Below are 20,726 nucleotides of genomic sequence, written 5' to 3' on the forward strand. Positions count from 1 at the left end.
CAAGTATAAAAGAAACGCGCCGAAACGCGTTTCCGTCAACTTGGTCTTTCGGACGCTACACACAGTACCCGGCATTTCGACCGGGCTTATCCAGCGTTATTCCGTCTCGGCGAGGTGCTTTTCCAGCCAATGGATATCGTAGTCGCCATTGGCGATATCGGCATTGCCGACCAGTTCGCGAAACAGCGGCAGTGTCGTCTTGATGCCATCGACGACGAACTCGTCGAGCGCGCGGCGCAGGCGCATCATGCATTCGACGCGGTTGCGGCCATGCACGATCAGCTTGCCGATCAGGCTGTCGTAGTAAGGCGGAATGCGATAGCCGGAATAGACGCCAGAATCGACGCGAATGCCGAGGCCGCCCGGCGTGTGGAAATGCGTGATCGTGCCGGGCGAGGGCACGAAGGTGCGCGGATCCTCCGCATTGATGCGGCATTCGATGGCGTGACCCTGGAAGCGGATGTCTTCCTGGCGCACCGAAAGCCCGCCGCCGGAAGCTACGCGGATCTGCTCGTGCACGAGATCGATGCCGGTGATGGCTTCCGTTACCGGGTGCTCGACCTGAAGGCGGGTGTTCATCTCGATGAAATAGAACTCGCCGTTCTCATAAAGGAACTCGATCGTGCCGGCGCCCGAATAGCCGAGATCGGCAATCGCCTTGGAGCACACTTCGCCGATCTTCATGCGCTGTTCTTCGTTCAGCGCGGGCGAGTTGGCTTCCTCCCAGACTTTCTGGTGGCGGCGTTGCAGCGAGCAGTCGCGCTCTCCAAGATGGATCGCGTTGCCGGCGCCGTCGCCGAAGACCTGGATTTCGATATGGCGGGGCTTTTCGAGATATTTCTCGATATAGACCGCATCGTCGCCAAAGGCCGCGCCAGCTTCGCTGCGTGCCGTCTGCAAGGCCTCGATCAGGTCTTCTTCGGTGCGGGCGACCTTCATGCCGCGGCCACCGCCGCCGGCAGATGCCTTGATGATGACCGGATAGCCGATCTCGGCGGCAATACGTTTGGCTTCGCCTTCATCCGAAACGGCACCGTCCGAACCCGGAACCACCGGAATGCCGAGACGCTTGGCCGTGCGTTTGGCTTCAATCTTGTCGCCCATGATGCGGATGTGATCGCCGGACGGGCCGATGAAGGTGATGTTGTGGGCGGCCAGTATGTCGGCGAACTTGGCGTTTTCGGAAAGGAAGCCGTAGCCCGGATGCACGGCATCGGCGCCGGTGATTTCGCAGGCCGCAACGATCTGGTGGATGTTCAGGTAGCTGTCGCGCGAGGGCGGCGGCCCGATGCAGACGCTTTCGTCGGCGAGGCGCACATGCATGGCGTCGGCGTCAGCCGTCGAATGGACGACGACCGTCTGGATGCCGAGTTCCTTGGCAGCGCGCAGGACCCGAAGAGCGATTTCGCCGCGATTGGCGATGAGGATTTTCTGGAACATCCGGGGCCTATTCGATGACGACCAGAGGCATGCCGAACTCGACCGGCTGGGCGTCCTCGATAAGGATCGCTGTCACGGTACCGGAACGCGGCGAGGGAATCTGGTTCATCGTCTTCATGGCTTCGATGATCAGCAAGGTCTGGCCTTCCTTGACCGTCTGGCCAACCTCGATGAACGACTTGGCGTCCGGCGACGGCGCCAGATAGGCAGTGCCGACCATTGGCGAAGGCACGGCGTTCTTCGAAACGTCCGGTGCTGCCGGAGCGGAAGCTGTTGGCTGCGGACCGGGCGCCGTCTGCGTGAATACCGGGGCAGGGGCCGCGACCGCATGAACCGTCGGTGCCTGGCGCGAGACGCGGACCTTCAGGTCACCGAGTTCGACCTCGATCTCGGTCAGGTTCGTGTCGTTCAGGATGCCGGCGAGATCGCGGATCATCTGTTGGTCAACACCGGGCTTCTTTATCGACATGTTCGAGCCTTTTCTTCTGGTCCGGCCGCTCAGAGGCGGGCGGCGAGCGCCTGCAGCGCCATTGTGTAGCCAAGCGGGCCGAAGCCGCAGATCATCCCGACCGCCACCGGGGCGACCATGGAGACGTGCCGGAACGGCTCGCGTGCGTGAATGTTGGAGAGATGCACTTCGACCACCGGCAGCGGCGCAGTCGCGCGAATGGCATCGTGAATGGCAATGGAGGTATGGGTGTATGCGCCTGCGTTGAGGACCACGCCGACGGCCTTGTCTGCGGCTTCGTGGATCCAGTCAACCAGGTTGCCTTCATGGTTCGATTGCCGAAACTCGATGGCAAGCCCGAGCGCTTCGGCGTTCTTACGGCAATCGCCCTCGATGTCGGCAAGGGTCTTGCCGCCATATATGCCCGGCTCGCGCTTGCCGAGCAGGTTGAGGTTGGGGCCGTTCAGAACGAAAATCGTATTCAATATGCAATATCCCTTATTCCGCGCCGATCGCCGACCGGCGCGCCGCACCCTCTATAATGGGCTTAGGCCGCCGCGAAAAGAGCGCAAGTTCGTTCTTTCGCTGTCCACAGGCCGGCGTGTCTGTGCGGGTTTCTTAATTGGCGGCCGACGATGCGGTCTTGGCCGCTTTGATTTTCTCGGCCAGCACATCCTTGCCGAGCGCGCCGAATACAACTTCGTTGCCGACCACGTATGACGGGGTGCCGGTGATGGCGAGCTTGTTGGCGAGATCGTAGGTCTTGGAGAAGTTCTCCATGATGGCGGGGTTCTTCATCTCTTCGCGCAGCTTGGCCTCATCGACGCCGAGCGCCAGCGCGATCTTGATCGCGCTTTCCTCGCCGGCGCGGCCCTGTCCACCGAGAAGCTGGTTGTGGAACTCTTCGTATTTCTCCGGCGCAAGCTTCAGGAATGCCTGCGAAACGACATGGGCCTTCTGCGAATCCGGGCCGAGGATCGGGAATTCCTTGAGCACGAAACGCAATTCAGGATCGGTCTCCGTCAGCGCCTGCATGTCGGCCTGGGCGCGCTTGCAGTAGCCGCAATTGTAGTCATAGAACTCGACGATCGTAACCTTGCCGTTCGGATTGCCGACGACGCCGTCATGGGCCGAATTGAAGATGTCTTCCTTGGCACCCTTGATGACATCGAGGCTGGCGACGCGCTGTGCCTCCTGCTGCTTGTCTTCAAGCGCCTGCTGTGCCTCCAGCAGGACTTCCGGGTTTTTCAGGAGATAATCCCGCACGATCGTCTCGATTTCGGCGCGGTCGAGATTGGCAGCATTTGGCGAAGTCGAGCTTGTTGCCTGTGCGAGCGTCTGGGCAGCCGCTGTCTCTGGCCGTCCCGCCATGAAGCCGAAAGCCAGCATCGCCAGAGCGATTGCCGTGCCGGTCGTGCCAAACAGAATTGCCTTGTTCATCTCGTTACTCGTCCTTGCCAGAGAATCTGCGCATGCTCGCTCTTTTCCGCACTCCATAGCAGGAGTTTGACGCTGAAGAGGCAAAGTAGCCGCGCGTTGTGTAAAAATTGTTGCATGCCGGTGCGCAAAGCCCAACCGGCGGTCATTCACTTTTTCGGAGTGCGGAAGTTTATGATGTCCTGCGCTCGCACCCAGCCCGGCGTTCCGGGCTTGAATTTCGTCTGCGCGCGGGCGGCGAAAATCTTGGCGTCCTGATACTTTCCGCCGTAGAAATTGCCCTCTGCCGTTGCCAGTTCGGCCTCGGGAATATCGCCCAGCTGACCGTAAGCCTGCGCCAGATAGCGGTAGCCGACGGCGTTTTCGCGGTCGCGATCGAGGCCGTTGCGAATCTGGACGACCGCCTTCTTCAGCGAATCCGGTGTGCCGACCGCAATTAGTGCCTGGCCATAGGAGATCGGCAGGATGCCGGATTTCACCGGGTCGAGCTGAACGGCTTTTGCGTAGGCTTCGGCGGCTTTGGCAGGCTGATTGGATTTCATCAGGATGTCGCCGCGCAGCTCCTGGAAATAAGGATTTTTCGGCTGCTGCTTGATCAGTGACTCGACCTTGGACGAGGCCGATCCGAGATTGCCATAGAGGAACGTGTTCAGCGTGTCGCCATACTGGGCGGCGAGGCCTTTCGGATCCTTGCGGAACATGCGCGAGGTCGCGCCCTGGCCATCGGTGAAGGCTGCGATCTTGGCGCGCATCATGTCATGGCGAAGCTGGAGCGTGGGCGAGTCCTTCTTGTCGAAATAGGGGCTTTTGCGCGCCAGTTCCTCAAGGTTTGCGATGCGATCCTGCGGCATCGGATGGCTGACCTGATAGGGATCGACGCGCGCGCCGGAGAGCGAGAGCGCGCTCTGGAAGCGCTCGAAAGTCGTCAGCATGCCCTTGGTCGACTGGTTGGTCGCTTCGAGATAGGTGACGGCCGAGCGGTCGGCGGTGTTTTCCTCGGTGCGCTGGTAGCTGAGCAGGCCGCGCCGCGCCATCTCGCCGCCGCCCATGGCGATGCCGCCGCCGGCCTGGGCCAGTTCACCCGACTTGGTAGCCGCGCCCGCAACGATTGCGCCTGCGCCGAGAAGGCCGGCGACGATCGCCATGGTCTGCGCCCGGGCAAGCTGCTCGCGCAGTCGTTCCTGGTGGCCGCCTGCGATGTGGCCGGCTTCATGGGCTATGACGCCGATGATCTCGTTAGGGGTCTCGGACTGCATCAGCGCGCCGGTGTTGATGAACATGCGGCGACCAGCGACAAAGGCGTTGAAGCGCTTGTCGTTGATGAGGATGATATCGATGCCGGACTTGGAAATGCCGGCGGCCCTGAATATCGGCCGCGCATAATCGCGCACCAGCGCTTCGATTTCGGCGTCGCGCACGATTGGAAGATTGGCCTGCGCGAATGCGGTGACAGTCGTTGCCGTGGAAACGGCTACGGCCAATGAAGCCGCAAGGAACGAGCGTGCCGTTTTTGAAGCGAATGCCGAAAGAATATTTGCCTGCATCATGATGCCTACTGGTAAACGAGCGAAAGCTCGATGAAAAGCTCGGACACAAAACGGATGAACTTGTGATCCCCATAGCAATAGGGCATTTGTGCGGCGCGACCTTTCAGGTTGGCGACGTAAGTGGATGAAAGAATGGTTGTTTCGCTTTCCAGACGCGGCGATGTCGAGCCGTTTCATGCGATGGACGTGCTGGCGGAAGCCAATCGGCTGAAGGCGCTTGGCGCGCCGGTCATCTCCATGGCAGTCGGCCAGCCATCTGATCCGGCGCCGACCCTGGTGCGCGAGGCGGCAGCGCGCGCGCTGCAGGACGGGCGCATAGGCTACACGGATGCGCTTGGCACCGCGACGTTGCGCAAGGCAATCGCGGCGCACTACGGCGAACACTACGGCATTGACGTACCGCCGGCGCGCATTGCCGTCACGACCGGTTCGTCGGCTGCTTTCAATCTGGCTTTCCTGGCGATGTTCGATCCCGGCGACCGCGTGGCGATCGCTGCTCCCGGCTACCCGGCCTATCGCAACATCATGAAGGCGCTGGGTCTTGAGGTGGTCGAAATCGAACTCGAGGGTGCCGCCTACCTGAACGCCGCTCATCTGGAGGCTGCGCACCGTGAAAAGTCGCTTAAGGGCGTGTTGTTTGCCAGCCCGGCTAATCCGACCGGGGCCGTGGTGCCGCCCGAGGAACTTGCCGCGCTGGTGAAAATGGCGGAAAACCTCGGTATTTCAGTGATTTCCGACGAAATCTATCACCGCCTTGCCTATTCCGGCCCGGATACGACTGCGCTTGCTCACAGTGATGACGTGACCGTCATCAACTCGTTCTCCAAATACTATTGCATGACCGGCTGGCGAATCGGCTGGATGGTGCTGCCGGAGAAACTGGTGCGGCCGATCGAGCGCATCCAGCAAAGCCTTTACATCTCCGCACCCGAACTTTCGCAGATCGCGGCAAGCGAGGCGTTCAAGGCGACAGACGAGTTGGAAGCGGTGAAGGCGCGCTATGCCTGGAACCGCGAATTGCTGATGCGTCGGCTGCCGGAAATCGGCTTTGCGCTGGCGGCACCCATGGATGGCGCGTTCTATGCCTTCTGCGATGTTTCGCGGCTGACCAATGACAGCATGGATTTCGCGCGGCGCATGCTGGCAGAGGCGCATGTGGCGGCCACGCCCGGACGCGACTTCGACACGCTTGCAGGCCACCGCTTCATGCGCTTGTCCTATGCCGGCAGCCATGACGATATGGTCGAGGCGGTGGCGCGCATCGAGCGCTGGCTGAAATAGAGGGGCAAACATGGCGGATCTGGAAGAGGTGCTGCCCGCGCTCGCAGCCGAGATGGCCGAGCGCAGCGACCGGGGCGAGGTGGCGACCTACATCCCGCAACTCGGCAAGATCGATCCAAAGCGATTCGGTATAGCCGTCGCGCTGACCGACGGCCGCGTGGTGACAGCCGGCGATGCCGACGAAGCCTTTTCGATCCAGAGCATTTCCAAGATTTTCACGCTGACGCTTGCCCTGGGCAAGGTCGGCGACGCGCTGTGGCGGCGGGTGGGGCGCGAGCCATCGGGAAACCCATTCAACTCGATCGTCCAACTTGAGCGGGAACTCGGCATCCCGCGCAACCCGTTCATCAATGCGGGTGCGATCGTGGTGACCGACGTGCTGCTGGCCGACCATCAGCCGCGTGAGGCGATCGGCGAAATCCTGCGTTTCATCCAGTTCCTAACCGACGACGACACGATCATCATCGACCGTGACGTGGCAGCGTCCGAGCGGGCGACGGGTTTTCGGAATTTCGCGCTCGCCAATTATATGCGCTCTTTCGGCAATCTAAGCCACGAGCCGGAAATGGCGCTCGGCGTCTACTTCCACCACTGCGCCATCGCGATGAGCGCGCGGCAACTGGCATTGGCCGGCCGCTTTCTCTCGCATGGCGGGCTGAACCCGGCGACGGGGCACTCGGTGGTGTCAGCCGAGCGCGCGCGCCGCATCCTGGCGTTGATGCTGACCTGCGGCCATTATGACGGCTCTGGTGACTTTGCTTTCCGCGTCGGCATTCCCGGCAAGAGCGGTGTCGGCGGCGGCATTCTTGGCATCGTGCCCGGCGTCGCCTCGATGGCGGTGTGGTCGCCGGGGCTCAATGAGAACGGCAATTCAAAGCTCGGCTCCATCGCATTGGAAAAGCTTGCGAAAATCATGAACTGGTCGATCTTCGCACCCTGATCGTCTGGTGCTTTCCGGCCAAGAAAAATCCCGCGTCACCTTCCGGTCACGCGGGATTTTTTATTCAGCTATCTGGCGATGGCTCAGAAGAAGCTCTTGCGCTGCCACCAGCCGCCCTTCTTGGGCTTGTCGTCGGCTTCCGGCTGCGACGACTCCACCACGGGCTCCGCTGCTTTTGCCGGAGCGGGTTTTGGCGCCGGTGCAGGTGTCGGAGTAGGGGCCGGAGCTTCGGCGGCCGGCTCGGCAGCTTCCGCCACAGCCGCAGGCTCGGCTTCCTTCTTGCGGCGTGGTGCGCGCGGCTTGGCAGGCTTCTTTTCGGCAGGAGCCGGAGCTTCCTCGACCACTTCAGCGACCGCTTCAACCGCAGCCTCCTCGGCCTTTGCCTTCTTCGGCTTGGCGGCGCGGCGCGCCTTCTTCGGCTTCTCCTCGACCGGAGCTTCCTCCGCCGGGGCTGCTTCGACTGCGACGGTTTCGCTCACCACTTCGATTGCCGCGACTTCGACGCTTGCGTCCTCGTCGGAAGCCTCGCCGGCTTCGGCAGCCTGTTCGCCCTCGCCATCCTTCTCGCGATTGCGTCTGCCGCCGCGCTTGCCGCGCCGGCGCTTCTTGCGATCGGCCTCTTCAGCTTCGCTGGCAGCGGTCGCAGCAGCAGTATCGGCGTCTTCACTCTCGTCGTCGTCACCGGCATCAGCCTGAACCGACGCGTCGGACACAGTTGCTCCGTCTGCCGGGGCTGCATGTTCGCGGTCGCGATCCTTGCCGCCACGCCGACGCCGACGCTTGCGACGCTTGCGGTCGCGCTGGTCGCCGTCCTCGGCCCGTTCGGTGCGAGCAGGCTGTGCCTCGGCAACTACGATTTCCTCGACTTCTTCCTCTTCGACGATTTCGTCTTCGATGTCTTCCGGCTCGACATAGGTCGGGGCAGGGATCGCATTCGGCGAGACGAGCGGCTTCTCGGCAACCGCGCCGCGCGTGATCACATAATGCTGCGCGCCGACGGTGTCATCGGGCTCGAGCGCGATCGTGACACCGAACTTATGCTCGAGTTCCACCAGCGTGCTGCGCTTGTGGTTCAGCACGTAGAAGGCGGTCGCAACGGGCGTGCGCACCGTGATGTGGTGGCGCGAATCCTTGAGCAGGAATTCTTCGATCGCGCGCACGACCAGCAGCGCCACGGAAGAATCAGAACGGACATGCCCGGTGCCGCCGCAATGCGGGCAGGGCTTCATCGTCGATTCGAGCACGCTGGCGCGGATGCGCTGGCGCGACATCTCCATCAGGCCGAAATGCGAGATGCGTCCAACCTGGATGCGGGCGCGGTCGTTTTTCAGATGGTCCTTGAGGCGCTTTTCGACCGCACGGTTGTTGCGGTTCTCCTCCATGTCGATGAAGTCGATGACGATCAGGCCGGCCAGATCGCGCAGGCGAAGCTGGCGGGCGACTTCCTCGGCGGCTTCAAGGTTGGTCTGGAGTGCCGTGTCCTCGATCGAGTGTTCCTTGGTGGAACGCCCGGAGTTGACGTCGATAGCGACGAGCGCCTCGGTCTGGTTGATGATGATGTAGCCGCCGGACTTCAGTGTAACCTGCGGCTGCACCATGCGGTCGAGCTGGGCTTCGATACCGTTGCGGGCAAAGATCGGCGTCGTGTCGCGATAAGGTTGGACGACCTTGGCATGGCTGGGCATCAGCATGCGCATGAAGTCCTTGGCCTCGCGATAGCCATCCTCGCCAGCGACGAGAACCTCGTCGATGTCCTTGTTGTAGAGGTCGCGCACCGAACGCTTGATCAGGCTGCCTTCCTCATAGACGAGGGCGGGCGCGGTCGACTGGAGCGTCGTATTGCGGACGGTTTCCCACATCCGCATCAGATATTCGTAGTCGCGCTTGATCTCGGCCTTGGTGCGGCTCTCACCTGCCGTGCGCAGGATGACGCCCATGCCCTGCGGCACTTCGAGATCCTGAACGACTTCCTTGAGGCGCTTGCGGTCCTGCGCATTGGTGATCTTGCGCGAAATGCCGCCGCCACGCGCCGTGTTGGGCATCAGCACGGAATAGCGGCCGGCGAGCGACAGGTAGGTCGTCAGAGCCGCGCCCTTGTTGCCGCGCTCTTCCTTGACCACCTGCACGAGCAGGATCTGCCGGCGCTTGATGACTTCCTGGATCTTGTAGTGCTTGCGCATCGGCTTGCGGCGATTGCGCACTTCCTCCAGCGCGTCCTCGGCGCCTACCGATTCGACGCCATGATCGTCGTCATGCGAGCCGGAGACTTCCTCGACACGTCCACGGACGTTCTCGGCAGGAGCCTCGTCGCCGTCGGAATCGGCAGAAGCGGTTGCTTCATCGACCGGCTCGGAGACGACATCTCCATCAATGGCGGCTGCCATCGACGGTCCCTTGTCATTCGAAGGGGGTTCGTCGTCGGACTGTTCGCTGCTGTCGCTGTCGCCATTCTCCGGCGAAGCATCTTGCTCGGAAACGCTGGTTTCGCTCTCGTCGCTTTCAAAGGCTTCGACAAAGACCGCATGCCCATCGGAATCGCTCTCGCCGTCCGAGGCTGCACCTTCGTCACCCGATTCGGAGCCTGCGCGCTGTTCGTCACCGCTGCGAGGACGGTTCTTGCCGCCGCGCCGCCGCTTGTTGCGGCCGCGATTGCGGTCGGAGCGGTCTTCACCGTCTTCGTCGTCCTCATCCTCGGCGTCTTCCGCCTCGGCGCGCAACAGCGCCTGACGGTCCGCAACCGGGATCTGGTAGTAGTCGGGGTGAATTTCGCTGAAGGCGAGGAAACCGTGCCGGTTTCCGCCGTATTCGACAAAGGCCGCCTGAAGGGAAGGTTCGACGCGCGTTACGCGGGCGAGATAGATGTTTCCTTTGAGCTGCTTCTTGTCCTGGGATTCAAAGTCAAATTCTTCAATGCGGCTACCGCGTACTACGACAACCCTTGTTTCCTCCGGGTGGGAGGCGTCTATCAGCATCTTGTTGGGCATTATCTTGTTTCCTGCCGGCAGCCGCCAACCGTGTCAGCCGCAGCGAGATCCGCTGCAGACCATGCGGTGAATAACGCATGCCGGGCATTTTAACGTCCGCTGGCCGCTGCCGAAGCGTCATAGACAAGCCGCCCGCAGCCGGAATGGCGCGGTAAGATGCGGAACTTGCCATGATTGCGCTTGAAGCCATCGTAGCCTTGCGGAACCTTTTGAACCAAAGCCCGGAAAATCCGGACCAGCTGTTTTGCTCCTATGAGCCGGCACGGAATGTCTTTCCGGCCGTTTTCCTCACCTCAAGGGTTCCAAGTCAGCGGAAGCACCCTGAAGAAATCCGTCGCGACCACCTAACGCCCTCTAATCGCCGCCGCGATTTGAGCCGTTGTTTCGTCGCTTGACCGAATATGGAAGCTGCGCAGTAACGGTTCCAGGCATTGCGATGGTCCAGTACCGCTTTTATGATTTGGCGGGGTTCAAAGCAACCCCGATTCAGATGCCGGCAAAAAGCCGTTGAGAACTTACGGGGACAGCACAAAGACAATATCAAAAAGGCTTGGTTAACCTTATGCCGATACCAATCGTTAATCAGCGCGCGGGCTTATCGCGTCTGCGCCGGATGTCTGAACGGTGATCTTGGAAGAGTGCATAAGGTGGCGGAAATGGGTCTTGCCGGGATGAGACGGAACGTCGTCCGCATCGGAAGTTCGTTCCTTTTTCTGGTTGTAGGCCTGGTTGTAGGCCTGTTTGTATTCCTGTCCTCTCCCGTTTCTGCCGCGCCGCTCGAAGCGCATGACTACAAGATGGCCGGCGACGCCGTGCATATGCGCATCGTCATGAATTTCGACCAGGAGCCCGAGCCTAAATGGTTTCTGCTGCGCGGGCCGCATCGCCTGGTGATCGATCTGCCTGAAACCAAGTTCAAGCTCGACTCAAAGGAGCTGAAGGCGCGTGGGCTGATACAGAATGTCCGCTTCGGAAAGCTCGAGGAGGGGGCGTCGCGCCTGATCCTCACTGCGAAAGGGCCATTCACCGTCGAAAAGATCGACGTGCTGCAAAATGAGGACGCACCCGGCTACAGGCTGGTCGCCGATATCACGGCAGCCTCCGACCGTCAGTTCGAGGAAGCACTTGCCATCCAGTCGCAGACGACGGGATCGACCGAGACGACGGCCAAGGCCGACCGCATCGGCCAGCCGGCTGCCCGGACGGCCAAGAAATTCACAGTGGTGATCGATCCCGGACATGGCGGAATCGACAGCGGCGCCGAGGGCGTAAGCGGTACTCAGGAAAAGTCGATCACGCTGGCCTTTGCGCTGGAGCTGCGCGCCAAGCTCGCCGAAAGCGGCAAATACGATATCTATATGACCCGCGACAAGGACGAGTTCCTGCGGCTGGACGAGCGCGTGCGGATCGCACGCCAGCACGAGGCCGACCTGTTCATCTCCATCCATGCCGACACAATCCGCCTGAAGGGCATTCGCGGGGCGACAGTCTATACTGTGTCGGACAAGGCTTCCGACGCCGAGTCGCAGGCGCTTGCCGATCGCGAAAACCTGTCCGACCAGCTTGCGGGCATCGAGATCAAGGATGAGAATCAGGAAGTCGCCGATATCCTGATCGAGCTCATCAAGCGCGAGACGCACGGCTTTTCGATGAAGTTCGCGAAGTCGCTGGTCGGCGAATTGGGGAACTCGGTCGGCCTCATCAACAATCCTCACCGGTTTGCCGGTTTCCGGGTTTTGAAGGCGCCCGACGTGCCTTCGGTGCTGGTCGAACTCGGCTATCTTTCGAACCCGAAGGACGAGGAACAGTTGCGTAATCCGGATTGGCGTGGCAAAGCGGCGGAAAGCATCTCCAATGCGGTTGCGTCATTCGCAGCCGCGAAAACGGCGGCGGGCGGCTGATGCGGGGTGGTACCGCGTTGGTCGTTCTGTTTTTTGGCGTTGCGTAAGCACAACAGTTTGCGGTTAAATGATGCGTAATCCGAAGGGCTTGGCCAAGCTGCCGCATTTTGCCCACATCGGCGCGACATTGCTTGGCCGCAAAGGATCGGGGTTTCTCGAGCGTCTTGCGAGGGGCGCTCTTTTGGCTGAGGAACTCCCGACCCACGGACTGGAGCGGGCATGATTCGTCTCATCGGCTATTTCTTTGGCATCGGCACGGCGTTTGCCCTCCTCATGGCGGCAGGCGTGGCGATCTATCTTGGCCATATCACCAAGGACCTGCCGGATTACGAGGTTCTGGCGAAATACGAGCCGCCTGTGACCACCCGTATCCATGCGTCGGACGGTGCGTTGATGGGTGAGTTCGCGCGCGAGCGCCGGCTGTATCTGCCAATCCAGGCTGTGCCGGACCGCGTCAAGGCTGCGTTCCTGTCGGCCGAAGACAAGAATTTCTACAACCATCCGGGCGTCGATCTGACCGGCCTTGGCCGCGCGGTCATCACCAATCTGCGCAACATGGGCTCGGGCCGCCGTCCCGTCGGCGCTTCGACGATCACGCAGCAGGTGGCGAAGAACTTCCTGCTGACCTCCAGCCAGACCTACGACCGCAAGATCCGCGAGATGATCCTCGCCTTCCGCATCGAGCAGGCTTATTCGAAGGATCGTATTCTCGAGCTCTACGTCAACGAGATCTTCTTCGGCCTCGGTGCCTATGGCGTTGCCGGTGCGGCGCTGACCTACTTCAACAAGTCGGTCAACGAACTGACGGTGGCCGAGGCCGCCTATCTCGCCGCGCTGCCCAAGGGTCCGTCCAACTATCATCCGTTCCGCTACACCGACCGCGCGATCGAGCGCCGCAACTGGGTGATCGACCAGATGGTCGACAACGGTTACGTCTCTCGCGAGGAAGGCACCAAGGCCAAGGCCGAGCCGCTGGGTGTTACGCCCCGCCGCAATGGCAACTATGTCTTTGCCGGCGAGTATTTCACCGAGGAAGTGCGCCGCGAAATCATTTCGCGCTATGGCGAGAATGCTCTCTACGAGGGCGGCCTTTCGGTTCGCACGACGCTCGATCCGAAGCTGCAGCGTCTTGCCCGCAAGGCGATGCAGCACGGGCTTCTGAAATACGACACGCTGCGCGGCTACCGCGGACCGGTCAAGAACATCTCCATCGACGGCGACTGGGGCAAGGCCCTCAGCGAGGTCAAGGGCCTCGACGACGTGCCTGAATGGCAGCTCGCCGTAGTGCTCGACAGCTCCAATGCGGGCCTGACCGTCGGATTGCAGCCCAAGCGGCAGGCGTCTGGCGATATCGTCAAGGAGCGCGAGCAGGGCACTGTCGCCAAGGAGGATATGAGCTTCGCCATGCGCCATCTCGTCAACGGGCAGCGCGTCAAGGCGAATTCGCCGGCCGACGTGCTGAAGCCCGGCGATGTGGTCTTCGTTGAGCCGAAGCAGGGCGCGGAAGGCGCCTATATGCTTCGCCAGCCGCCGGAGGTTTCGGGCGGTCTGGTTGCGATGGACCCGCATACGGGCCGTGTCCTGGCGATGGTCGGCGGCTTCTCCTATTCGGAATCGGAGTTCAACCGCGCCACACAGGCGATGCGCCAGCCCGGCTCCTCGTTCAAGCCGTTCGTCTATGCGGCGGCACTCGACAATGGCTACACGCCTGCCTCCGTGATCATGGACGGCCCGATCACAATCAAGGTCGGGAACACCACCTGGACGCCTAAGAACTATGACGGCAAGTCGGCGGGGCCGGCGACGCTGCGCTCGGGTATCGAGCGCTCGCGCAACCTGATGACTGTCCGCCTGGCCAACGACATGGGCATGAAGCTGGTGTCGGAATATGCCGAGCGCTTTGGACTTTACGATCATCTGGCGCCTTATCTGCCAATGGCGCTCGGTTCAGGTGAAACCACCGTCATGCGCATGGTTTCTGCCTATTCGGTGATGGCCAATGGCGGACGCCAGATCAAGCCATCGCTGATCGACCGCATTCAGGACCGCTACGGCAAGACCGTCTTCAAGCACGACGATCGCGGCTGCGAGGCCTGCGTGGCCACCGAGTGGTCGGATCAGCCCGAGCCTGAACTGACGGACAATTCCGAGCAGGTGCTCGATCCGATGACCGCGTACCAGATCACCTCCATGATGGAAGGCGTGGTCATTCGCGGTACCGCTATGACGCTGGCCGAGCTCGGCCGTCCGATCGCCGGCAAGACCGGCACGACCAACGACGAAAAGGACGCCTGGTTCGTCGGCTACACGCCTAACCTCGTCATGGGCCTCTATATGGGCTTCGACAAGCCGCAGGGCCTCGGCAAGGGCTCGACCGGTGGCGGCCTTGCTGCGCCGATCTTCAAGGAATTCATGGGCGATGCCATGAAAGACATGCCGATCGTCGACTTCAAGGTGCCGGAAGGCATGAAGCTGATCGCCATCAACCGCAAGACCGGCATGAGGGCGTCAAAGGGCGATGGCGGCACGATCGTCGAGGCGTTCAAGCCGGGAACCGGTCCTGCCGACAGCTACTGGATTATCGGCATGGGCGAGGACGGCGGCAACGGCAGCGGGGCAGCTCTTTCGCCACGCGCCAGCCAAGCCATCACCCAGGGCGGCGGCGGCCTCTACTGATCCGGCAAATTTGCGAAGGGCCGGTCTTTGCCGGCCCTATTCGCTTTACAGGGGCAGGTCGCCTGCCTATGTTCCGCGCCAATCCGGAACGGCCAAGACTTCAAAAAGGAATTAAGCCTGCCATGCGTGCAGAAACGGAAAAGCTCGTCGACGAAATCAAGCAGGCCATAAGCCTGCTGAGGAGGCATCTTTGACTGGGATCAGGCTCTAAAGCGGCTTGAATACCTGAACATACGTTCGGAGGATGCGACCCTCTGGAACGACCCCCAGGAAGCGCAGAAGCTGATGCGCGAACGTCAAAGCCTGGAAGACGGAATCAACTCGATTACCAGCCTGTCCCGCTCGCTCGAGGACAATATCGGCCTGATCGAACTCGGCGAGGAAGAGGGCGACGCCGACGTCGTGTCGGAAGCCGAAACGGCGATCCGCTCGCTCGCGGGCGAGACCAAGGCGCGCCAGATCGAGACCATGCTTTCCGGCGAGGCCGACAGCAACGACACCTATCTCGAAGTGCATGCCGGCGCTGGCGGCACCGAGAGCCAGGACTGGGCGAACATGCTTCTGCGCATGTATACGCGCTGGGCCGAGCGCCGTCGTTTCAAGGTCGAGGTGCTGGAAGTCCACGACGGCGAAGAAGCCGGCATCAAGTCGGCGACTATCCTGATCAAGGGCCACAACGCCTATGGCTGGTTGAAGACGGAATCGGGCGTGCACCGGCTGGTGCGCATCTCGCCCTACGACAGCAACGCGCGCCGTCACACCTCGTTTTCATCGATCTGGGTCTATCCCGTCATCGACGACAACATCCAGATCGACGTCAGCGAATCCGACGTGCGCATCGACACCTATCGTTCGTCGGGCGCCGGCGGCCAGCACGTCAACACGACCGATTCGGCGGTGCGCATCACGCATATCGCGACCGGCATCGCGGTTGCCTGCCAGGCCGGCCGCTCGCAGCACCAGAACAGGGCGAAAGCCTGGGAAATGCTGCGCTCGCGGCTTTACGAAGAGGAACTGAAGAAGCGCGAGGCTGCCGCCAGCGCGACCGAAGCCTCCAAGACGGAAATCGGCTGGGGTCACCAGATTCGTTCCTACGTCCTGCAGCCGTATCAGCTGGTGAAGGATCTTCGCACCGGCATGGAAAGCACCAGCCCGTCCGATGTGCTCGACGGCGATCTCGACGAGTTCATGGAAGCCTCGCTCTCGCATCGCATCGAGGGCGGTGCAGGCCAGCCGGTTGCCGATATCGACTGATAGCGACAGCGAAGGCCGGATAGGCCTTCGCTGCTTCCCGATACATTGAAGAGCATCGGAATCTTCCGAAAACCGGGTTCCACTTTTCGGTCCGATGCTCGAGGTAACAAACCTTCAAACAAAAACCGCGCTGGCGCGTTATCGTCGATCTTCCACCAAGCAGGAGGTCGGCATGTCAGACATCATCCAGCGGAAACCGGTCATTCTCGGTCTCGGCCAGGGGCGCGGCTATGATTGCGGCGCGATGAGTGCGGTGTTCAAGGTCGATCGTTCGGAAGTTGGCGATCGATATTCGGTGTCCGAGTGGTGGCTGGAGCCGCATTCGAAAGGGCCGGGGGCGCATTCGCATGCGGAGAATGACGAGTTGTTCTTCGTCATCCAGGGACAGCCCAGCATCCTGATCGGCGAGACGTGGTACGACTCTCCCGCAGGGTCGTTCGTGATGGTGCCGGCGGGCGTGACGCACGACTTCGAGAACCACACCGCCGCCCGCGCCGGATTGCTCAACGTTTTCATACCTGGCGATTTCGAAAGCAAGATGCCGGCCATCGTCGACTGGTTCCGGAACCAGACGTCTTAACTTCCCGTTAACCATGCAGGCGCAGCATTGTTGCGCAGATGTCGGCGCTCGAAGTGCGGCATTACCCAGCAGTTTCTTGCGCCGGCGTAGGAATCACCTCACCATGCTTATGGGCTGGTGGGACCAAAAGCATTTATCGCCGGACGGGCATATCTGCGACTTATGATCCGGCGGCATGGGAAGAAACGTTCTAGGGGCGGGGCAAGTGCAAGCTTGGTCACTCGTTCAGCAGGACTTTTGCCATGCCAATGTTCACTCAACTTTCTCATGCGATACCACTCAACCGATCGCGCCGCGGCTTTTTGCGCGTGCTTCGACACAGCACCGGGTTCGCCGCGCTGTTGTTTGTCGTCACCGGCGCCAATCCGGCTTCTGCGCACGACGCCAAATCGGGCTGGAGCTATCCGTTTGCGTGCTGCTCCGGCTACGATTGCCGCGAGGTGTCCGACAAGGCGATCAGCGAGCGCCCGGAAGGCTACGTCATCAACAACACCGGCGAGGTGGTGACCTATCAGGATGCGCGCGTCAAAAACTCGCCTGACGGTGAATTCCACTGGTGCTCGGTAGCCGGCGCGAATGATTCGAAGACGATCTGCCTGTTCGTGCCGTCACGGTCCTATTGACGGGTCGTCTCCCAGCCATTGTCGAAACCTGGATTGAAGGCTCAGGGAAGCGACAGCAGGTGCTAATTTAGCGAAAGAGGTAATTCCTCTTTGCCGGGATATTTGATACTCAACACCGTCCAATTTCGGGCGGGGAATAAATCATGATTTTCAGAATTAATACGGTTGTGGCTGCTGCCGCAACCTTTTGTCTTGTTTCGACATTTTCTGCTCAGGCTGAGGATCTTGTCTTCACCCTCAAGAACGGCACGAACTCGGACCTTTCGGAGTTCTACACCTCGCCCATTGGGGTCAATGAATGGGAAGAGGATATACTTGGCCAGGATGTGCTGAGCGCTGGAGAGAGCGTGCGCATCACCATCGCGGATGGAAGAAGTGTCTGCGAATACGATATGCGTTTCGAGTTTACCGAGGATTCCGACCTCGACACGACGACCGACAAGGCGAATCTGTGTGAACTTGGAGAGTATACGATCACCGAGTAACATCTCGAGTCGGGCCTTGCCGCATTGGCAAGGTCCGTTCTCACGACTCCGCATCCTGACGGAATGATGTCAGGATGACTTGTCTAGGGCTGGGGGATTGGCGCTGGAGAAGGATCAGTCATGACGATTATCGGCAGTTGTCACTGCAAGGCGACCGTATTCGAAGTCAGTGAAGCACCCGACACGCTGACGAGTTGTACCTGTTCCTTCTGCTCCAAGCGCGGGTCGTTGTGGGCCTATTACCTGCCGTCGCAGTTCACGCTGAAGACGCCGCCCGAAAATGTTGCCGTATATCAATGGGGCTCCAAGACGGTAAAGCACGGCTTCTGCGCCACCTGCGGCTGCGGCACCTTTACCGAAACGCCGGACTGGAGCACGGGCACGCCGGATTTCGACAATCCGAAGATAAGCGTCAATGCGCGCCTGTTCGACGATTTCGATCTCGATACGGTCGAAGTGGTCGTCATCGACGGCAAGAACCTCTGGTGATCAAGTCGTCTGGTTCTTCCAATAGTCTGTCCAAACAGACTGCAAGAAAGCGGTGAAAGGCATTTTGCCGCTCCGTTTTTCGCCGTATTTCATGTTACAACCACGCCGAAGGGCTGACGCGCTGCTGCGCGGGACGAAGTTTGGAGAGGGACGACCTGAATGACGAAGAAACTGATCGCCGTGCTCGCGGCTACGGCATTTCTCGGTGCGTGCACGACCGACCCCTATACAGGTGAGCAGAAGGTTTCGAACACGGCTGGCGGCGCAGCACTTGGCGCAGGCCTTGGCGCTCTGGCAGGCCTTGCCGTTGGCGGCAGCAAGAACGCACAGCGCAATGCCGTGCTGATCGGTGCGGGCGTCGGCGCTCTGGCCGGTGGCGCCGTCGGCGCGACCATGGACCGTAATGAGGCGGAACTGCGCGCCCAGCTTCAGGGCACGGGCGTCAGCGTCACACGCGCCGGCGATCAGATCATCCTCAACATGCCGTCCGACATTACCTTCGGCATCGACCAGGACGACATCAAGCCCGGTTTCTACCAGACACTGAATTCCGTCGCGCTGGTGCTCAAGAAGTTCAACCAGACGCTGGTCGACGTTTACGGCCATACCGACTCGACCGGTGGCGACCAGCACAATTTCGACCTGTCGCAGCGCCGCGCACTGTCGGTCGCGAACTACCTCAACGCGCAGGGCGTCGATTCGCGCCGTTTCGCCGTTACCGGCTTCGGCAAGACGCGCCCGATTGCGTCGAACGATACGGCCGATGGCCGCGCGCAGAACCGCCGCGTCGAAATCCAGCTTTCGCCGCTCACCAGATAGGCGAACGCAGCCCGCTTAAACAAAAAGCCCGCCGCAAATTGCGGCGGGCTTTTTCGTTGACGGGATCGCGCTGCCTGACGGCAGCGAGCGATCAGATCTTTACTGCAATCTTCATGAAGGCCGGCATGTCATCGCCGAAGCCGATCGTGCCGTCATTGTCTTCATTGCGCTGGCGGGCATTGCGGTCGTCGCGCCGCGGCCTGTCATTGCGATCATCCCGGCGAGGGCGCTCGGCATGGTCGCCGCGCGCCTTGCGGTCGGCATTCTCCGACTTGATCGTTTCCTTGCGGCTGCGATCGTCATTATCAGCGACAACGACGGGTGCCTCGACTTCCGGCTGGATGTCCTGCGCGGGCTTTTCGGCGGGGGCCTTTGCGTGGCGCTCACCGCGGGGCTTGCGCTCGCCTTCGTCCTTGCGGCCACGGCCACGCTGCTGGCTGGCTCTGCCGCGACGGGGTGCTTCCTCGCCTTCGCTCTCGACGACGGTCGAAAGATCGCCGTCATGCCACTCGATCGGCTGGCCGATCAGGCGCTCGATTGCGTCGATGTATTTTGTGTCGGACCGGGTGGCGATGGTGAAGGATTTTCCCGAACGCCCGGCGCGGCCGGTGCGGCCGATGCGGTGGACGTAGTCCTCGGCGTGGATCGGCACGTCGAAATTGAAGACGTGGCTCACATCCGGAATGTCGAGGCCGCGTGCTGCGACATCGGACGCGACGAGAAGCTTGAGCTTGCCTTCGCGGAAATTGGCAAGCATCTGCATGCGCGCGCGCTGGTCCATGTCGCCATGCAATGCGCCGGCGTCGAAATCGTATTTTACGAGCGAGCGGAAAAGCTCCGAGACTTCGACCTTGCGGTTGCAGAAGATGATGGCGTTCTTCAGCCCTTCTTCTTCGGCCTTTATCAGGTTGCGCAGAACTTCGCGCTTGTCCCACGGCTTCTTGCCGGACTTGACCAGCCGCTGCGTGATGTTGATTGCCGTGGAAGCCGCCTTGGCGACTTCGACCCGCACAGGTGCGTGCAGGAACTGTTCGGTCAGCTTGGTGATTTCCGGCGGCATGGTGGCCGAGAAGAACAACGTCTGGCGCGTGAAGGGAATGAGCTTGCAGATGCGCTCGATGTCGGGAATGAAGCCCATGTCGAGCATGCGGTCTGCCTCGTCGATGACGAGGATTTCGACTGCCGACAGAAGCAGCTTGCCGCGCTCGAAATGGTCGAGCAGGCGGCCGGGCGTCGCGATCAGCACATCGGCGCCGCGCTCCAGCTTCTTTTCCTGCTCGTCGAACGAAACACCGCCGATCAGCAGCGCCATGTTGAGACGGTGGTTCTTGCCGTATTTGACGAAGTTCTCTTCGACCTGGGCTGCGAGTTCGCGCGTCGGTTCGAGGATGAGCGTGCGCGGCATGCGCGCCCGGGCACGGCCCTTTTCAAGGCGCGTCAGCATCGGCAGCACGAAGGAAGCCGTCTTGCCGGTTCCTGTCTGGGCTATGCCGAGGACGTCCTTGCCTTGCAAGGCGTGCGGAATTGCGCCCGCCTGGATCGGCGTCGGCACTGTGTAGCCGGCGTCGGTAACGGCTGAAAGGACCTTCGGCGAAAGGCCGAGGTCTGCGAATGTCAACGCTTCTTGAGCGATCTGGGTGTCTGAGGACAAGTGTCTTGGCTGTCTTTGGCTGCTTGAAGGGCGCGCCCCAAAGGGACGCGGCAAACGCCACGCGCTTGCACAATATATCATCGCGTTACGGTTAGTGACACGATTTGTCAACACAAACAGGCACGAATGCCGGTTTGTTGACTGCCTTTACTTAATGGTCCAGGCGATTTT

At 61.0% G+C, this 20,726-nt stretch carries 17 protein-coding genes; 10 read left to right on the forward strand and 7 right to left on the reverse strand.

The features are described 5' to 3' along the window. Window positions 1–96: 96 nt before the first annotated feature. The 5 genes from accC to DZG07_RS13300 all read right to left on the reverse strand — a co-directional run bounded on the left by accC (window position 97) and on the right by DZG07_RS13300 (window position 4,869). Window positions 97–1,440 carry an acetyl-CoA carboxylase biotin carboxylase subunit gene (gene accC, locus DZG07_RS13280; RefSeq protein WP_091913537.1) on the reverse strand — a complete coding sequence of 448 codons (1,344 nt, stop codon included), beginning with the start codon at window positions 1,438–1,440 and terminating at the stop codon, window positions 97–99. Between the two features lie 7 nt (window positions 1,441–1,447). After that, window positions 1,448–1,909: an acetyl-CoA carboxylase biotin carboxyl carrier protein gene (accB, locus tag DZG07_RS13285; protein WP_091913538.1), complete on the reverse strand. Its 462-nt coding sequence runs from the start codon at window positions 1,907–1,909 to the stop codon at window positions 1,448–1,450. Between the two features lie 29 nt (window positions 1,910–1,938). Next, a complete protein-coding gene (gene aroQ / locus DZG07_RS13290; protein ID WP_119817737.1) occupies window positions 1,939–2,373 on the reverse strand; it encodes a type II 3-dehydroquinate dehydratase in 435 nt (144 codons plus the stop codon). A gap of 133 nt (window positions 2,374–2,506) precedes the next feature. Beyond that, window positions 2,507–3,328, reverse strand: coding sequence for a DsbA family protein (locus DZG07_RS13295; protein WP_119817740.1), 822 nt, complete (start codon window positions 3,326–3,328; stop codon window positions 2,507–2,509). Window positions 3,329–3,474: 146 nt separating this feature from the next. Further along, a complete protein-coding gene (locus DZG07_RS13300; RefSeq protein WP_119821707.1) occupies window positions 3,475–4,869 on the reverse strand; it encodes a M48 family metalloprotease in 1,395 nt (464 codons plus the stop codon). 135 nt (window positions 4,870–5,004) lie between these two features. On the opposite strand from DZG07_RS13300, the gene DZG07_RS13305 reads away from it, so the two are divergent. Further along, complete coding sequence (locus DZG07_RS13305; RefSeq protein WP_119817743.1) at window positions 5,005–6,153, forward strand: aminotransferase class I/II-fold pyridoxal phosphate-dependent enzyme; 1,149 nt, start codon at window positions 5,005–5,007, stop codon at window positions 6,151–6,153. A 10-nt stretch (window positions 6,154–6,163) separates the two neighbouring features. After that, window positions 6,164–7,093: a glutaminase gene (locus tag DZG07_RS13310; protein ID WP_119817746.1), complete on the forward strand. Its 930-nt coding sequence runs from the start codon at window positions 6,164–6,166 to the stop codon at window positions 7,091–7,093. 83 nt (window positions 7,094–7,176) lie between these two features. Here DZG07_RS13310 and DZG07_RS13315 read toward each other — a convergent pair whose 3' ends face one another. Continuing rightward, window positions 7,177–10,077, reverse strand: a complete 2,901-nt coding sequence (locus DZG07_RS13315; protein WP_119817749.1) for a ribonuclease E/G — start codon at window positions 10,075–10,077, stop codon at window positions 7,177–7,179. Window positions 10,078–10,748: 671 nt separating this feature from the next. Between DZG07_RS13315 and DZG07_RS13320 the strand changes: the two genes are divergently transcribed. From DZG07_RS13320 to DZG07_RS13355, 8 genes are all read left to right on the forward strand, one after another. Further along, entirely contained in the window at window positions 10,749–11,978 is a 1,230-nt protein-coding gene (locus tag DZG07_RS13320) for an N-acetylmuramoyl-L-alanine amidase (RefSeq protein ID WP_245429487.1), read from the forward strand. A 219-nt stretch (window positions 11,979–12,197) separates the two neighbouring features. Continuing rightward, complete coding sequence (locus DZG07_RS13325) at window positions 12,198–14,654, forward strand: penicillin-binding protein 1A (RefSeq protein ID WP_119817755.1); 2,457 nt, start codon at window positions 12,198–12,200, stop codon at window positions 14,652–14,654. Window positions 14,655–14,776: 122 nt separating this feature from the next. Beyond that, window positions 14,777–15,908 (forward strand): peptide chain release factor 2 gene (gene prfB / locus DZG07_RS13330; RefSeq protein ID WP_119817758.1). Its coding sequence is split into 2 segments (ribosomal slippage): window positions 14,777–14,842 and window positions 14,844–15,908, totalling 1,131 coding nucleotides; the frame shifts between segments, so codons are not numbered across the junction. Between the two features lie 172 nt (window positions 15,909–16,080). After that, window positions 16,081–16,488: a cupin domain-containing protein gene (locus tag DZG07_RS13335; protein ID WP_119821709.1), complete on the forward strand. Its 408-nt coding sequence runs from the start codon at window positions 16,081–16,083 to the stop codon at window positions 16,486–16,488. Between the two features lie 308 nt (window positions 16,489–16,796). Beyond that, window positions 16,797–17,111 carry a hypothetical protein gene (locus DZG07_RS13340; protein WP_119821711.1) on the forward strand — a complete coding sequence of 105 codons (315 nt, stop codon included), beginning with the start codon at window positions 16,797–16,799 and terminating at the stop codon, window positions 17,109–17,111. A 143-nt stretch (window positions 17,112–17,254) separates the two neighbouring features. Further along, a complete protein-coding gene (locus DZG07_RS13345; protein WP_162931615.1) occupies window positions 17,255–17,596 on the forward strand; it encodes a hypothetical protein in 342 nt (113 codons plus the stop codon). Between the two features lie 120 nt (window positions 17,597–17,716). Then, entirely contained in the window at window positions 17,717–18,085 is a 369-nt protein-coding gene (locus DZG07_RS13350; protein WP_091913547.1) for a GFA family protein, read from the forward strand. A gap of 159 nt (window positions 18,086–18,244) precedes the next feature. After that, window positions 18,245–18,904 (forward strand): OmpA family protein, encoded by a 660-nt coding sequence (locus DZG07_RS13355; protein WP_091913548.1) that lies wholly within the window; start codon window positions 18,245–18,247, stop codon window positions 18,902–18,904. A gap of 91 nt (window positions 18,905–18,995) precedes the next feature. Here the strand turns inward: DZG07_RS13355 and DZG07_RS13360 are convergent, their stop codons facing one another. Continuing rightward, window positions 18,996–20,555, reverse strand: coding sequence for a DEAD/DEAH box helicase (locus DZG07_RS13360; RefSeq protein WP_162931616.1), 1,560 nt, complete (start codon window positions 20,553–20,555; stop codon window positions 18,996–18,998). Window positions 20,556–20,726: the final 171 nt, after the last annotated feature.

Origin of the sequence: Mesorhizobium sp. DCY119, from assembly GCF_003590645.1 — a bacterium.
In the GTDB taxonomy this organism is placed as follows: domain Bacteria; phylum Pseudomonadota; class Alphaproteobacteria; order Rhizobiales; family Rhizobiaceae; genus Mesorhizobium_M.

Excerpts from the sequence above, each read along its gene's own strand:
- accC (WP_091913537.1), bottom strand. The coding sequence starts at position 1,440 with ATGTTCCAGAAAATCCTCATCGCCAATCGCGGCGAAATCGCTCTTCGG.
- accB (WP_091913538.1), bottom strand. The coding sequence starts at position 1,909 with ATGTCGATAAAGAAGCCCGGTGTTGACCAACAGATGATCCGCGATCTC.
- DZG07_RS13295 (WP_119817740.1), bottom strand. The coding sequence starts at position 3,328 with ATGAACAAGGCAATTCTGTTTGGCACGACCGGCACGGCAATCGCTCTG.
- DZG07_RS13300 (WP_119821707.1), bottom strand. The coding sequence starts at position 4,869 with ATGCAGGCAAATATTCTTTCGGCATTCGCTTCAAAAACGGCACGCTCG.
- DZG07_RS13305 (WP_119817743.1), top strand. The coding sequence starts at position 5,005 with ATGGTTGTTTCGCTTTCCAGACGCGGCGATGTCGAGCCGTTTCATGCG.
- DZG07_RS13310 (WP_119817746.1), top strand. The coding sequence starts at position 6,164 with ATGGCGGATCTGGAAGAGGTGCTGCCCGCGCTCGCAGCCGAGATGGCC.
- DZG07_RS13315 (WP_119817749.1), bottom strand. The coding sequence starts at position 10,077 with ATGCCCAACAAGATGCTGATAGACGCCTCCCACCCGGAGGAAACAAGG.
- DZG07_RS13320 (WP_245429487.1), top strand. The coding sequence starts at position 10,749 with ATGAGACGGAACGTCGTCCGCATCGGAAGTTCGTTCCTTTTTCTGGTT.
- DZG07_RS13325 (WP_119817755.1), top strand. The coding sequence starts at position 12,198 with ATGATTCGTCTCATCGGCTATTTCTTTGGCATCGGCACGGCGTTTGCC.
- DZG07_RS13335 (WP_119821709.1), top strand. The coding sequence starts at position 16,081 with ATGTCAGACATCATCCAGCGGAAACCGGTCATTCTCGGTCTCGGCCAG.
- DZG07_RS13345 (WP_162931615.1), top strand. The coding sequence starts at position 17,255 with ATGATTTTCAGAATTAATACGGTTGTGGCTGCTGCCGCAACCTTTTGT.
- DZG07_RS13350 (WP_091913547.1), top strand. The coding sequence starts at position 17,717 with ATGACGATTATCGGCAGTTGTCACTGCAAGGCGACCGTATTCGAAGTC.
- DZG07_RS13355 (WP_091913548.1), top strand. The coding sequence starts at position 18,245 with ATGACGAAGAAACTGATCGCCGTGCTCGCGGCTACGGCATTTCTCGGT.